Raw genomic sequence first — 14554 nt, forward strand, 5'->3', positions numbered from 1 at the left:
TAATCTCCCTTCTATTGAGCGAATTGTTTAAATTCAACATCATTATATGTGTAATCATCTTCATAGTAGTCGTAGTAAGCTACATAAGGCTGGAAAGATTCGACTACCAAACTACCATCGGCTGCATCATATAGTAAGATAATATCTGCTATCAGTTGTTCTGCTGTGTCAGAATAACTATCTATCAAGTAGTCATAAGTTGAGTATTTAAAATTAACTAATGCAGATAATGTGATATAGTATTTATCCTTCTCCGATGAAGTTACCCATAGCGTATCGAAGGTGTACGTAGCATCTGTAGGATAGAAACCATCATAAGCATAATCATATAACTCATAATAAAGGGAATCTAATATAACAGAACGGTTAGCTTCGCTAACATTTTCTAGTAAAGCTGCATCATAATCCGTTACACTATCAAATGCTGAAGGTATAAATCCATCTAATTGTTTAACGATGTTTGAACGTATATCCTCTGATATTTCTGTGAAGAACGCATATGATGAATAATCATAATCACTATCATAGAATAAGCTATCTTTATCAAATACAATTTCATTAGTTTTGTATTTTCCCCAAGGGAATTCATATTGTCCAGTTACGGTAACTTCCTTATCATAAGGAATTGGACCAATTCCATCCGTCATTGCTTGTTCAAATTTTATTCCTGTACTTTGTCCGTCAATTAATACTTCTGCACCTAGAACTGAAGCAGTCGGATAGATCGTATAACCCAATATTTCCAGATTAATGTAGGATGAGCTACCGTCAATGATCACAGACTCACTTGTTAATGATCCCCATTTATTATCGAGATTTGCTTGAACGGTCATCGTGCCATTTGAGGCAATTGGACCAAATCGATATGCATCCCCAACGGTGAGTTTAGTATCTTTACCATTCAAATATAATTTTGCTTCGGAATGGTTAGATTCTAGATACACATACTGTGCATCGATAGATAGATCAATATCATGATTATGATCTTCTGGAAGCATAACTTGCTTCTCTGTATTAAGCGAAACATATTCGCTATCAAATTGAGCATCTACTTTATAGGATCCTGGCATTAATGGGCCTATCACTTTTGTATAATCATCTGATTTAGAAGTCAGTATGTCTTTTCCATCTAATTTAATTACTACACCTTTTTGATTCGTATACAACGTAAAGTAGTATGGTTGTACAGCAATTTTATACGTGTCAAATAACCCTAGTAGTCCTTCTTCCTTAACTAGAGTTAGCATAGAATAATAATCATATTTTAGTTGTTGTTCTTCCTCATTATTAATTTGATTTTTTAAACCTTCAATTTCATCATCTAATACTGAAGTTTTCTTATCTAAATATGTAAGTAGTTTTGTTACATCACCCTCGGTTAATTCTAAAACAGGGTCATTTGAAACAAGAATTTTGTGGGCAGCTGCAGCGTTACCTGATTTAACTGCTGCTTGGAACTTAGAAAGCACAGATTCCGGTTTAGAATTTGCTGACAGAATACTGTAAGCAACAATACTAGCAATAATGAGTAGACCGACAATACTTACAATAATAATCAGTACTATCTTACTATTTTTTTTCGTTTCCACTTCTTGTACAAGATTATCCAACCTGATACACCCCTATCTAAATAATAGGACAATTATAGCATATGAAAGGAAAAATTCGTCAAAATCAGTAAAAAAATTGTATAATATTTGTAAAATGTATCACTTTTATTACATATAACTACAAAAAAAGGACGCCATCGGCATCCTCCTTTATCTGCTACTATTGTTCTATTATACTAATAATTCTACTATGTTATTGTTAATCTACATTTTACTAGTCCTACTTGTTATTACTTTAGAACTATTAACTTCATTATAATTTGATCTTACTCCAAATTCAACCATTTTTTTCAATTCCGACAAAATCATCGTTTTTTATGGAGTTTATTGTCACAATCTTTCAGATCGCTACGATACATTGCTCATATAACAATATACTTAACTAACACAAAAATAACCTTCATCTAATAGTTTCAACTATCAGAATAAAGGTTATTAATTATTATACGCTATTTAGCAAAGCGATGATTTCCGATGGTAGCTACAACCGTTAGACTAGACCAGTAAGAGTCATTTGAATATTTAGGGTTAAAGAAATATACTGCCCCTTCAACATTGTTTTTACCATTCAAAGCATCCTTAGTCGCTTGTAATACACTAGCGTTAGGATCTGCTTTAGCAAGTAAGCCATTATGCGCTGGTGGGAATTGACTTCCCGAGTAGATAACTTCTTTAATTGAATCAGGAAACTTAGAATTTGCCACACGATTCAATATCACATTCGCTACTGCTAATTGACCTTCATAAGACTCGTATCCAGACTCTACCTGAACGATCTTAGCAAGCAATTGATATTCTTCATTTGTAAATGGTTTAGCTTTTTTATCAAGAATAGAAGGTAAAATAACTGCTAGTTTCATACCATTCTTAACTTGATCTTTCGATGAGAATTTATTTCTTTTTACCACTTCTGCTTGAGTCAAGTTATGATCCGCACTAATCTTTGCTAATGAATTTTCATCACTCACGACTTCAAGTGGTACACTTGTTAACGTCAGTGTCTTCTTATCAATATCCCAAGCCGCTGTAGCATGAGTAACTTCGGCTACATAACGAACTGGAACATATAATCTACTATCATATAGGTAAGGTACTGCTTCAAGCGTATAACGTTGATCATTAAAATACACTGTAGGAACATCATTACCGAAAACTACCTCGTCGTTGCTTTTCGTAATGATCGTTGCTTCTTGTGTCTTAGAATCCCAACTAACTGACGCACTTAATGATTTTGCTACTAATCCTACGGGCAAGTACATTCTACCATTTACCATATGTAGTGGAGATTCAAGTTTAAGTGAACTACCATTCAAAATTACTTTCGCATCTTCAACCTCTCGTTGATCTGTAGCTGCGGATACTGAGAATGGAACTACAGTAAGTAGTGCGATGGCTACAATTGCTAGCACGCTCAATCTGCTTACTTTCATTATAAGTTTTAACATAAGTCCTCCCGACTAATCTTTTTATTGCATGAGGTAATGTATGTTTAGCATTATAGCACAGCATTGGAGCGCATTTTCATTAGGATTTTTACATAGATGAAGATTAGATGAAGAATGTAGTAGCGTTTTCAATATTTTATTTTACTCTTAATTACTCAGCTAATCAGCCAAATCCCTTGTCACGCCTACAGTTGTCAAGCAGAGTTTTCATATCTTTCACCTTAATTCTTCACCCCTATTATTATCTTAATTTTTTCTGAAAAAGATGAGAAAATGATGCTTTAGAGATAAATCCACTCTAATTCACCCCAATAATAATGTAATTATGAGAAGTGTTTCAACTTCTTAGTGTGCAACTTGTAGCTTATTATTTCTTCACATTAATTAACTGCGATATCCAAATCTGTTACATAAATAACAATTATCTTATAGACTTATTTTGTTAATTTGATACTATTAAAGGAGACCCCGTTCACACTCGATTGAGGGTCTTTTTATACTACGATCTAATCTTCTGATGGACTTTAGTCATACGAAGCTAGAATCGAAATCTGCTAGGCTTGAGTTATATTTGAAAAACGGTTAAGGAGGAATTTACGATGTCACATGTGAGTAACGTCAAGTTATTGACGTATGTGGTAAGTATAGGGGAGGAAATCTACTATGAACCATAGTGTAGAATGGGAAACGCAAATACAAAACTACGATAAGCAACTTGTCACTATTGAAGAACTGCGTAGTAAGCAACTTGAGAAATATATACTGAAACAAAGTGGCTTAACGAAAGAAATGGAACAATTGCTGGATCGGTATATGCAAGAAATAAAGAGACGACTTACGCTTCTTAAAGCGCCTGAAGAACAACTTGTTATGTTAAACACCATTATTGAAATTGAATATGTAGACGATGGCTTTATCGATACTTATAGCATTGTCGCTCCGGAAGAGATTGATCCAGAGCAAGGGAAAATATCTTTGCTTTCTCCTGTAGGAAGTCAACTACTATTAGCTCCATTACATGAGCAAATCGAACTTTCGACACCTGCTGGAAAGATGACGATTCGTGTCATTAGCATTAAGCCACAACTCGCGTAACCATTCTACAAAAAACTACAAAGGCAAGCTCATTTTCGCTAGAATTTGAGCTTGCCTTTATTTATTGTACTAATTTGCTTCATGTATATACTTCTTGCTCATTTTCCTGCTTCTCCTGTGCATGATAAATGTGTTCTACATGCTCCATTAATTTTTCTATATATTCCATTTCTTCATCTAGGAGAATACTTGGAAACAACGCTGGATCAAGTACAACCGAATCATTTTCGAAAAGATGCAACTTCGCTCTTTCTTCCTCTGTCATATTTTGTGACGCTTTCATCGTTAGATCGGCAAGCATACTAAAGAGTGACAATCCTACTGTAGTAGCCTCCTCAGAAGAATGAGATATTCCTTTTTGATGAAACTCCAATATTTGTGATAGTAGCACCACCATTTTCATCTCAAGTTCAAGTTGCTCTTCCGTTTGTGGATCATTCTGATATATTATATTCACAAAATCAGGTGGTAAATGTTTAAGTAAATGCTCACGTTGCTTATTCTCGTTCTGCAAACTATGAATCATTAATAACAAAAGCCCCGAAGAAATTGAATCCACCTTCGAAGTTATCTTTTTGACGCGATCAAGCGATGCAATAATTCCATTAAGCTCATCTCGTTTTTTCACAAGCCATTCATGCTGCTGATCGAATACTTCAGCCATAGATACATTCTCATCCACCAATGTATCTGCTATTTCCTCTAGTGAAAAATTCAAATACTTCATCGTTAATATTTTTTGAAGTTGGATGAGGTCTTCTCTTGAGTAATAACGATATCCTCCATCAACACGTAAAGTAGGTTTCAATATTCCCTTCTTATCGTAATAACGTAAAGCCCTTTCTGTTACACCTGTCAATTTGGCAAATTGTCCGATTCGATACATAGTATCCGCCTCCAAATGATCTATTTGTCTTCATTATAAAGGTTGACGTAACGTCAAGTTCAATACTATTCTAATAAAATACTCTATATAACATAGTTGCAACCGTAAGTTGACAAAGTGCAATGTCCAAAAGATAGTTTTTAATACAATGTTTTAATACAATTGAACTATCAAATAAATAGAGGAGTTCATACTATGACATTCAGTGAAAAACTTTTTAAACTAAGAAAAGAGAATGGTTTGTCACAAGAATCCTTAGCTGAGAAATTAAATACTACAAGGCAAGCAATTAGCAAATGGGAAAACGGACAAGGTTTTCCTGAAACTGAAAAACTTCTAATGCTTGCAAACCTTTTTGAAGTGTCACTTGATTATTTGTTAAAAGATACCGTTGAACAAAGTAATGAAAATGAAAGAGGATATTATGTAAGCAAAGAGATGGCGGAAGGGTATCTTCTATCCCAACGTAAAACTTCAAAACATTTTTCCTTAGGATTTAGTCTTCTTATTTTTTCTACAATACCTTATTTCCTTTTCAAACAAGACCCAATAATTTATACCATCATAATTATTTTTATTGCAGTTTTTGGAATTGGAGCAATCGTAGTTGGTTTTATTGAAGAAGATCGATATACAATACTCAAGAAAGAATCATTAATATTCGATCAAAATCATCTTAAGGAATTAAAAGTTAGATACGAAGATATTAAGAAAAAATGTACTGCCGTAATAGTAGTTGGAGTATGTGCTATTGTAGCAGGTGGGATACCCTTTTTATTAGTCAAAAAAGAAATTGTAGCTTCAGACGTTTTAGTGCCTTACTATCCAATCTTCATATCTTTCATTACAGTTGGTGCCTACATTTTCATTCGTACGTTATCAAAAATAGACGCATATAGAATATTAGTAAAAAATGAGGAACATATTAATCGCTTAAGTAACTCGTTTATGAAAAAAGTGAGAAAGAAATTAGATAAGTTATTGTCATAGCTAATTGATAACAACACTTAAAACACAAAATGACCCAGTAAGATGACCTTTTAAAGTGTCTATCTTATTGGGTCTTTTTACTTTCAATAAATACCTTTATTCAAGTTTCTATTTAAATCGCAGTTAGACGATATACACAACTTTGGAAGTCGCCATAAAATTGCGGAACAGGATGACCTGCATACATTAATTGATCTCCAGCAAATACCCCACCGTTTTGACCTTCTAAACGATACGATTTATTAGGATCAAGTCCTTGAAGACGGAAGCGACCAATTGCACCGTTAGGTTCCTGTAGTACTTTCACGAATACAACAAAAGCTTCAGTCTTATCTTTAGAAACGAACATCCACGATGTTTCATTACCTTCAAATGGACTTAATAGACGGTAGAAGTCACCGAATGAAACAATTGGACGAATATCTTTACACAGCTCGATTTGCTCTTTCACAAGCTCCTTCTCTTCATCAGAGAATTTAGATAGATCAAGCTCATATCCGAAGTTACCAGATAACGCTACATTACCTCTGGTCTCAAGTGAAGTCATTCGATTTACTTGATGATTCGGTACAGCAGATACATGTGCACCCATAGAACTCACTGGATATACGATACTTGTGCCATATTGAATTTTCAGACGAGATATCGCATCACTATTATCACTTGTCCATGTTTGTGGCATGTAGTATAGCATCCCTGCGTCAAAACGACCACCACCACCAGAGCATGATTCAAATAGAATATGTGGGAAAGCTGTCGTAATACGCTCCATTACATTGTATAGTCCAAGCATATAACGATGTGCTGTTTCACGTTGACGATCTGCTGGTAGTAGCGCTGATCCAATCTCCGTCATATTACGATTCATATCCCATTTCACATACGTAATTGGAGCGCTTGAAAGTACATCAGAAACGGTTTCTACGATGTAATTTTGTACATCTTCACGTGAAAGGTCTAAAACTAACTGATTCCGAGCTTCAGTACGGCGACGACCGTCTACATGAAGACACCAGTCTGGGTGATTACGGTACAATTCACTTTCAGGTGAGATCATCTCTGGCTCGAACCATAGACCAAATTCTAATCCTAGATCACGTACCTTTTTCACGATACTTTCAAGTCCATTAGGTAGTTTCTTGCGATCAACGAACCAATCTCCTAGTGAAGTTGTATCATTATCACGTTTGCCGAACCAACCATCATCAAGTACGAATAACTCAATACCCAGTTCTTGTCCTGCTTGTGCAATGGCTTCAATCTTTTCTTCATTAAAATCAAAGTAAGTCGCTTCCCAGTTGTTAACTAGAATAGGACGAACTTTATCTCTGAACTCACCACGTGTTAGACGGCTACGATATAGATCATGGAAACGACGAGACATGCCACCGATACCTTCATGTGAATGTACCAATACAACTTCAGGAGCTTGGAATGTTTCACCCGCTTCAAGCTTCCAGTTGAAGTCAAATGGGTTAATTCCCATAAATAGACGAGAATGCAAGTATGGATCTACTTCAACACCAGCAATAAAGTTCCCACTGTATACGAAGTTAACGCCATATACATCACCATGTTGCTCCGTTGCACCTTCACTTACAAGCGCAATGAAAGGATTTTGTACGTGACTACTTGAACCACGACGACTTTCAATAGATTGCATACCTGGCTCTAACTTACGACGATGAATATAGCGTTCGCGCACCCATGTACCAGATAGTTGAAGCATTTCGTAATTATAACCTGGCATATCTATATTCATACTTAGCGCGCGATTCAAGTTCAATACATCTGTACCTTCATTGCGATATTGTACAGAACGTGTAATTGCACTGAAATCACGGAATGCCGTATAAGATAGGACAATGACTGCATTTGTAAGTTGATCACGAAGTGTAATCAATAAAGTTTGAGCTTCATCATCAGCTTCAGCATATACGCTAGGTAGACCATCTAGCTTCGGTTTACCGTTAATAATTTCATGAGACTCATAGCGGAAATCAGTAACCGTGCTACCGTTAGGTAGTTGGAATTGATACGCCGGAGTACGGAAATCAGAATCACCATAAGCAGGTAATTCCTGTTGTAGTGTGTCTAATGAATATTCTAGTTGCTCGAGATCAGTACTTGGTGTGAATGAAGGTCTTATATTAATTTGATACAAGCCATCTAAATATTCTCCAGATACTTTACGTCCCCAATAAAGATGAGCAACATGACCTTGATTCGTAATTTTAACTGCATAGCTAGTATCGTGTGATTGTAGATGAAAAACTCTTGTTGCTTCGTTATATAAGATCATATTTCCACTCCTATAATATAATATTGACTACTTGATATACTCCCTGTGAGAGGTTTTTCAATTGTTAATCTTCATACAGCTTTCACGTTCAATAAACGTTGTATTCAACTTAACTTGCATAGCGACTTTTCGTCCTTCCATTCTTTCAACAAGCATTTTCACTGCCGTTTCACCTAATAATTCAGTATGAGCATGAACTGTCGATAATGGAGGATTAACAAATGCTGCAATCTCAATATCGTTAAAACCGATAATTGACATTTCTTGAGGTACAGATATACCAGCTTCATTTAATGCATACAATGCTCCGACTGCCATATGATCACTTGCAATAAGACAAGCCGAAGGTCTGTCACCTCTAGCTAATATGTTTTTCATCGCTTCATACCCGCCTTGTGTGGACCAATCATCTACCCATTCTACACAAGCATAATGATGACCATATTCGCGCAACATACGATTGTAAGCAAGATAACGATGTTCCTGGGAACGTTTTAATGAACGTGGTTCTCGTAAAGAATGAACCCACTCTACCCCACCAATAAATCCTATCTTCTCATGGCCTAAGCTTGTTAAATAATGATAGGATGTTCTAATTGCTCCATCAAAATTTAGATGAACAGAATCGTAATCTAATAGCTCTTCACCATGATTGACGAACACGATTCGATCAGGACGAGGGTAAATATCGAGAACATCTTGCACATCAATCGAACCTACTACTAGTAAGCCATCAAGCTCAGCTGCTTCTTCATATGCAGTAGTATAATCTCCGCGAATAATTTTCGTGATGGAAATGCCTAACTGCTCACAATGAATTTCTATTCCTCTGCGAACCGCAGTAAAGTAAGGATCATTCTTTTCTTCTTCTGCCGTTGACCAAAATAACAATCCAATTTGCAAGGTTGAGCGTTGCATTTCTTGTTTTAGCTTCTTCAAACGTTGAGGTTTATAGTCAAGTTCCTCGGCAATTGCAAAAATACGCTCACGAGTTTCGGCACTTGTACTAAGCGTTGTATCATTATTCAGCACTCGAGAAACTGTCGCTGTCGATACTTCAGCTAGTTGTGCGATTTGGCGAATTGTAGCGATAAGATTACCTCTTTCTACATTAGCTTTACGTCTGCCATCGTGGCGATAAAAGTTTAGTTAATAATTTTACTTAACAAATTACACTATTATCATACTCCATGAAACCATCATAATCAAGCACAAAAAAAGCCAATTCTACATAAGCTCTTCTGCTTAAGTTGAATTGGCTTCTGTATAAGATATACAATCATAGTTACTATCTATTCACTTCTCAAAAATTACCTATAGAACAATTAACTTCTCAATTACTCTTTCTTACTCTGCTTCAATTTATGAAGTTCTTCTCGTAATTGTTGTTCCGTTTTACCTTCAATTGAAATACCTTTAGATTTCGCAAATTCACGCATTTCTTCTAACTTCTTAGCCCGAAATTGTTGTTTGAACATTTCCCATTTCTCAGGTTGCTCAATTTTCGCCTTTTCGATGGCAACTCTTAGTTCCTTTGCAGATTTTCCTTCTGTATCAATCTCGAAATAATTAGCAAGCATCTGCATCTTCTTCAACTTATGTGCTTGTAGTTCTTCTTTACTCATGTTTTTATGATGAGATGAGTGTCTTTCCTCTTTATCGTTACTACTTTGTTTATCCTCTAGTTGTGTATTAATACTCTTACTTTCCATATACTTCGTTGCAGCTTCCGTATTTGTAGTTAACCAACATAGTGATATCAAGCCAAGTGAAAGCAACATTAAAGTACATTTTAAACTTAAAGATTTCATCATAGTACCAACCTCCAGCTATCTAAGTTGTAAAAATTCATGCTATAACTAAGTATTCCCATTTCAGTTAAGCATAATCAACCTAGCGTGATATGGAGTTCGCTTCATCTTCGATGTCGAATAAGCTACGTTAGCATTCTCATCGTTATCAAAGCCCGCTTTTTGAACTACCTATTCCAATGAAGGTTCAAAAATCGGGCTTTCAGAATCGAGAAGATGGAGCGCTACTTGCGGAAGGAGGAAGCGCAAGTGTACGTTATTGGTACACGCGGACCGGACTTCCCAAGTTCGCTTCATATTCGATGTCGAATAAGCTACGTTAGCATATTTATCGTTATCAAAGCCCACTTTTTGAACTTCCTCTTAGAGTTCGAGCATTGCTAATTGCTGTTTGAGCCATTCCCGATCAAAATGTTCACCAATAAATACTGCTACATCATGTACTTCGCCTTGGGGATCAATTCGCATAAAATCAGATTCACGATAAGCAAATTGAAATAAAAATCGACTTGGAACATCACGGAATGTAACTATACCTTTTGCTCGATAAATATTTGCGGGCAGACTAGCAAGCCATTGCTCAAATTGCTCACTGCTTGGCTTACCTTTCCAATAGTGTGTATAGGCCATAACATGCGTATGATCGCCATGTTTATGATGATGCTTATGTTCTCCCTCCGACTGATGAACCGCTTTAATTAGGTTACCTTCATTCACATCATTATAATCACGAGTGTCTCCCTGTCTTAATACCTGTAATGAATCTGGTTGATCTAACTGTGCACCTTCTAGTAGCCATTGCCAATTGTTAAGTTGACAATGATCCGTCGTAATTATCTCCGCATGCTCATTTAAATCACGCAACGTTTGCTCCGCCTCAACTACTTTTTCTGGATCAAGACGGTCACATTTATTCAGTACAATCAAACTGCCGCAACGAATTTGATCCTGCATTAAGCGATACGTAGCATCTTTAACTAATCTAGATCGATCAAGTAAATGCTCTCCATCAACAATTGTAATAACTGATTGTAATTTTACATGCTTGTACATCGATGTTTCTGTTATTGCATCTATTGTTTCCATTGGATGCGCAGCACCTGTTGACTCTACAATGATAAGATCAGGAGAATATTGCTGCAGTAATTGATTAAGTTCTAACGACAAATCACCACGCATGCTACAGCAGATACAACCGCCGAGTACTTCTGCCATCGCGACATCCTTCTTAACAAGTTGTCCATCAAAGTTAACTTCGCCTAATTCATTCATTAATACAGCTGGTGTTAAGCCAGCAGCCTGTGCTTTTTCTACGATCTGTGTTAGTAATGTTGTCTTTCCACTTCCTAGAAATCCTGATAATAAGTATATTGGAACAATTTTTTGAGTGCTCATGGGGATTTACCTTCTTTTCTTTAATGTGTTTCTTCTATTATATAACAACTTCTTCAAACTTTTCATTTGCTTCCGAAAGTAACTTTATGTAGATGAAAAGTTACATCGGAAGCATACACAAATAGGAAAAAACCTATGAGTGATTTCTCACCCATAGGTCTTTTCGAGCCCGCGCAGCGCGTATTAGCAAACACAACTAATAATTACTAGAAGGATGAATAGAACAAGAATCCAACTTACGTTGAATCCACCACAACCTCCATCGTGAAAATGATGATTAGCTCCACCTGAAACGTTAGCAGCGTAATTCATATTTGTCATCTCCTTTAAGTTAAGGTACACCATATCATATGTCATTCATCCTATTTGGTTTGGGCCAGGGCCTAGATAGACCATAACACATCGATATTTCCGCTCAAGCCTATCTTTTCACTTTGCACGGTTGCACCCAGACCAATTACTAAACTTCTGCATAGATTATTAGTGTAGTCACTACTTGAGGAGGTGCATGTTATATGTCAGGAATCGTTGGTCACAGAGGAAGTAATTTTGCATTTATTTTGGTTCTTTTCATCTTGTTAGTAGTAATCGCTTGTGTTTGCAACTAGCCCAATATCTCTTCTCGTAATTAACAAGTAATAAAAGCCAATACAACAACAGCTAGGTGATCCCGAGATCATCTAGCTGTTGTTTTTATTGGCTTGAATCATATTTAAAATTTTAGAGAAAATATCTAGCGTCTTTTCCTATTATTCTTATGTTGATACATATAAATATCATAGGTTTTTCATAAAAAAAGATATCACATCATCATTATATTGAATTACGATGATAGTAATATCTCATATATGAGTGTTCTAGTTACTCCTTAACATTTTGTTGAACAATGCCTTGCAAATATTCAAGGAATGGTTCGCGTAATTGAGGTCTACGTAGTGCAAATTCCACGGTAGCTTCTAAAAAGCCTTGTTTGTCTCCTACATCATAACGACGTCCTTCAAATTCGTAAGCGTAAACTGCTTCATTGCGAGCAAGTTGATTCAATGCGTCCGTCAATTGAATTTCTCCATTTGCCCCGGGTGAAGTATTTTCTAAAATTCCAAAAATAGAAGGCATAATAATGTAGCGGCCTAGTATCGCAACATTAGATGGAGCATTTTCGGTAGCAGGCTTCTCTACCAAATCATCTACGCTATAGATACGATTATCAATTTTCTTGCCGTTCACAATACCGTACTTATGCACGTCCGATTCCTTCACTTGTTGAACACCAAGCACTGTATTGTTGTAATATTCATAAACATCAATCAACTGTTGCAAGCAAGGTACATCACTGTGTACAATATCGTCGCCTAATAATACAGCGAAAGGCTCATTACCAATAAAGCTTTTTGCACAATAAATTGCATGTCCAAGACCTTTAGGCTCTTTCTGCCGTATATAGTGAATATTCACCATATTAGAGATTTGTCTAACCTCTTCAAGAAGATCCAATTTACCCTTAGCCTCTAGTTCTAATTCAAGCTCTATGGATTTATCGAAATGATCTTCGATTGATTTTTTGTTGCGTCCTGTAATAATTAGAATCTCATCTATGCCAGAAGCAACCGCTTCTTCAATAATAAATTGCAGAGTAGGCTTATCCACGATTGGAAGCATTTCTTTTGGTTGAGCTTTTGTTGCTGGCAAGAATCGAGTCCCAAGTCCAGCAGCAGGAATTATTGCTTTCCTTACCTTCATTTAACACGCCTCCTATTATCAATGTCTCTTTTTATCATAATATCATTTAACGTATGTTTATGGTATGGACAAGTGGAGCATAGTATGAAGATAGCATAACAATAGAATAATTATGAGATCTAAACAAAGCGCAAACAAAAAAAGCTTACGTGCAATTCACGCACTATACAACAAAGTTAGTCACTCATGTTGTACATGCAATTGAATTTTACGTAAGCTTCATTATTATTTAGTTACTTCTTGCAGCAATGCACTTAATCTAAGTTGTACTTCTTCCGTAGATAAATTATGTCTCGCTACGTAAAGATTATGAGGATGTTCTACACATGCTGGAGTACAACTACCCATATGTTTATGCTCATTCTCTTCAGAAGCTAGAATTTGCTTATTGCATTCTGGATTAGCACAATTAATATATCGCTCACAAGGTTCCCCAGTAAAATGATCTTTTCCGACAATAACTGGATTAACTTGATTTATAGGAACAACTAGTCTTTCGTCAAACACGTAACATTGTCCGTTCCATAATTGACCTTTCGCGACAGAATCTTTACCATATGACACGATACCGCCATGCAACTGGCCAACATCTTCATATCCTTCGCGAACTAACCAACCTGAGAACTTTTCACAACGAATACCACCTGTACAATATGTTAAGATTTTTTTGCCATCTAACATTTCATGATTATCTCTAATCCATTGTGGCAATTCTCGGAATGATTCAATATCTGGACGGATAGCTCCTTCAAAATGTCCGACATCAAATTCATACGTATTGCGAGCATCAATAACGATTGTATCTTCTTGTTGCATTTCTTTATAGAAGTCCGCAGGTTCTACATAACGACCTGTTACTTCTAATGGATTAATATCGTCCTCTAAGCTTAAGTTAACAAGCTCTGGACGTGAACGCACATGCATTTTCTTGAAAGCATGTGTTTCTGATTCATCAATTTTGAATACAATTCCTTGGAATAGTGGATGAGCGTTCATATATGCCATATAAGCATTTGTTTGCTCAACTGAGCCAGAAACTGTCCCATTAATTCCTTCATACGCTACAAGAATACGACCCTTTAACTCTAAAGATTTACAAAATGCTAAATGCTCTTTTGCAAATAATTCTGAGTCTTCAATCGTAGTGTAGTGATAATACAATAAAATACGATAATCCATCTTCTCATTGACCACCTATCATGTATATTTACAGGATATAACCTGATAGAGTGATTCTTATTAAGCTCTATTAGAGCAATAATTAAGAACCCCTGCCTATT

The 14554-nt window shown here is 36.0% G+C and carries 13 protein-coding genes; 3 read left to right on the forward strand and 10 right to left on the reverse strand.

What is annotated here, in order from left to right; all coding sequences use genetic code 11:
• Nucleotides 1-11: 11 nt before the first annotated feature.
• A complete protein-coding gene (locus tag NV377_RS07105; RefSeq protein ID WP_258200505.1) occupies nucleotides 12-1610 on the reverse strand; it encodes a TcaA 3rd/4th domain-containing protein in 1599 nt (532 codons plus the stop codon).
• Between the two features lie 449 nt (nucleotides 1611-2059).
• Nucleotides 2060-3055 carry a cell wall hydrolase gene (locus NV377_RS07110; protein WP_258200506.1) on the reverse strand — a complete coding sequence of 332 codons (996 nt, stop codon included), beginning with the start codon at nucleotides 3053-3055 and terminating at the stop codon, nucleotides 2060-2062.
• 663 nt (nucleotides 3056-3718) lie between these two features.
• On the opposite strand from NV377_RS07110, the gene NV377_RS07115 reads away from it, so the two are divergent.
• Nucleotides 3719-4150, forward strand: coding sequence for a GreA/GreB family elongation factor (locus NV377_RS07115; protein ID WP_258200507.1), 432 nt, complete (start codon nucleotides 3719-3721; stop codon nucleotides 4148-4150).
• A 79-nt stretch (nucleotides 4151-4229) separates the two neighbouring features.
• Here the strand turns inward: NV377_RS07115 and NV377_RS07120 are convergent, their stop codons facing one another.
• Nucleotides 4230-5036 (reverse strand): MerR family transcriptional regulator, encoded by an 807-nt coding sequence (locus NV377_RS07120; protein ID WP_258200508.1) that lies wholly within the window; start codon nucleotides 5034-5036, stop codon nucleotides 4230-4232.
• A 195-nt stretch (nucleotides 5037-5231) separates the two neighbouring features.
• Between NV377_RS07120 and NV377_RS07125 the strand changes: the two genes are divergently transcribed.
• Nucleotides 5232-6026: a helix-turn-helix domain-containing protein gene (locus NV377_RS07125; protein ID WP_258200509.1), complete on the forward strand. Its 795-nt coding sequence runs from the start codon at nucleotides 5232-5234 to the stop codon at nucleotides 6024-6026.
• A gap of 112 nt (nucleotides 6027-6138) precedes the next feature.
• Here NV377_RS07125 and NV377_RS07130 read toward each other — a convergent pair whose 3' ends face one another.
• The 5 genes from NV377_RS07130 to NV377_RS07150 form a co-directional block, all read right to left on the reverse strand.
• On the reverse strand, nucleotides 6139-8328 hold the full coding sequence (locus tag NV377_RS07130; RefSeq protein WP_258200510.1) for an alpha-galactosidase: 2190 nt from the start codon (nucleotides 8326-8328) through the stop codon (nucleotides 6139-6141).
• 57 nt (nucleotides 8329-8385) lie between these two features.
• Nucleotides 8386-9420: a LacI family DNA-binding transcriptional regulator gene (locus NV377_RS07135; protein WP_258201143.1), complete on the reverse strand. Its 1035-nt coding sequence runs from the start codon at nucleotides 9418-9420 to the stop codon at nucleotides 8386-8388.
• Nucleotides 9421-9665: 245 nt separating this feature from the next.
• A complete protein-coding gene (locus NV377_RS07140; protein WP_258200511.1) occupies nucleotides 9666-10142 on the reverse strand; it encodes a hypothetical protein in 477 nt (158 codons plus the stop codon).
• A gap of 360 nt (nucleotides 10143-10502) precedes the next feature.
• Nucleotides 10503-11534, reverse strand: a complete 1032-nt coding sequence (locus NV377_RS07145; RefSeq protein WP_258200512.1) for a CobW family GTP-binding protein — start codon at nucleotides 11532-11534, stop codon at nucleotides 10503-10505.
• 183 nt (nucleotides 11535-11717) lie between these two features.
• The gene (locus tag NV377_RS07150; protein ID WP_258200513.1) at nucleotides 11718-11846 is read right to left on the reverse strand and encodes a sporulation protein YjcZ; all 129 of its coding nucleotides are present in this window, start codon (nucleotides 11844-11846) and stop codon (nucleotides 11718-11720) included.
• 203 nt (nucleotides 11847-12049) lie between these two features.
• Between NV377_RS07150 and NV377_RS07155 the strand changes: the two genes are divergently transcribed.
• Nucleotides 12050-12142 carry a YjcZ family sporulation protein gene (locus tag NV377_RS07155; RefSeq protein ID WP_258200514.1) on the forward strand — a complete coding sequence of 31 codons (93 nt, stop codon included), beginning with the start codon at nucleotides 12050-12052 and terminating at the stop codon, nucleotides 12140-12142.
• 253 nt (nucleotides 12143-12395) lie between these two features.
• Here NV377_RS07155 and galU read toward each other — a convergent pair whose 3' ends face one another.
• Both galU and trhO read right to left on the reverse strand, forming a co-directional pair.
• Complete coding sequence (gene galU, locus NV377_RS07160) at nucleotides 12396-13274, reverse strand: UTP--glucose-1-phosphate uridylyltransferase GalU (protein ID WP_258200515.1); 879 nt, start codon at nucleotides 13272-13274, stop codon at nucleotides 12396-12398.
• A gap of 225 nt (nucleotides 13275-13499) precedes the next feature.
• Nucleotides 13500-14453 carry an oxygen-dependent tRNA uridine(34) hydroxylase TrhO gene (gene trhO, locus NV377_RS07165; protein WP_258200516.1) on the reverse strand — a complete coding sequence of 318 codons (954 nt, stop codon included), beginning with the start codon at nucleotides 14451-14453 and terminating at the stop codon, nucleotides 13500-13502.
• Between the last annotated feature and the right edge of the window lie 101 nt (nucleotides 14454-14554).

The organism is Paenibacillus endoradicis (assembly GCF_024721975.1).

Bases quoted from the DNA above. Each gene is read 5' to 3' on its own strand.
- NV377_RS07110 (WP_258200506.1), bottom strand. From the start codon at position 3,055: ATGTTAAAACTTATAATGAAAGTAAGCAGATTGAGCGTGCTAGCAATT.
- NV377_RS07115 (WP_258200507.1), top strand. From the start codon at position 3,719: ATGAACCATAGTGTAGAATGGGAAACGCAAATACAAAACTACGATAAG.
- NV377_RS07120 (WP_258200508.1), bottom strand. From the start codon at position 5,036: ATGTATCGAATCGGACAATTTGCCAAATTGACAGGTGTAACAGAAAGG.
- NV377_RS07125 (WP_258200509.1), top strand. From the start codon at position 5,232: ATGACATTCAGTGAAAAACTTTTTAAACTAAGAAAAGAGAATGGTTTG.
- NV377_RS07130 (WP_258200510.1), bottom strand. From the start codon at position 8,328: ATGATCTTATATAACGAAGCAACAAGAGTTTTTCATCTACAATCACAC.
- NV377_RS07140 (WP_258200511.1), bottom strand. From the start codon at position 10,142: ATGATGAAATCTTTAAGTTTAAAATGTACTTTAATGTTGCTTTCACTT.
- NV377_RS07145 (WP_258200512.1), bottom strand. From the start codon at position 11,534: ATGAGCACTCAAAAAATTGTTCCAATATACTTATTATCAGGATTTCTA.
- NV377_RS07150 (WP_258200513.1), bottom strand. From the start codon at position 11,846: ATGAATTACGCTGCTAACGTTTCAGGTGGAGCTAATCATCATTTTCAC.
- NV377_RS07155 (WP_258200514.1), top strand. From the start codon at position 12,050: ATGTCAGGAATCGTTGGTCACAGAGGAAGTAATTTTGCATTTATTTTG.
- galU (WP_258200515.1), bottom strand. From the start codon at position 13,274: ATGAAGGTAAGGAAAGCAATAATTCCTGCTGCTGGACTTGGGACTCGA.
- trhO (WP_258200516.1), bottom strand. From the start codon at position 14,453: ATGGATTATCGTATTTTATTGTATTATCACTACACTACGATTGAAGAC.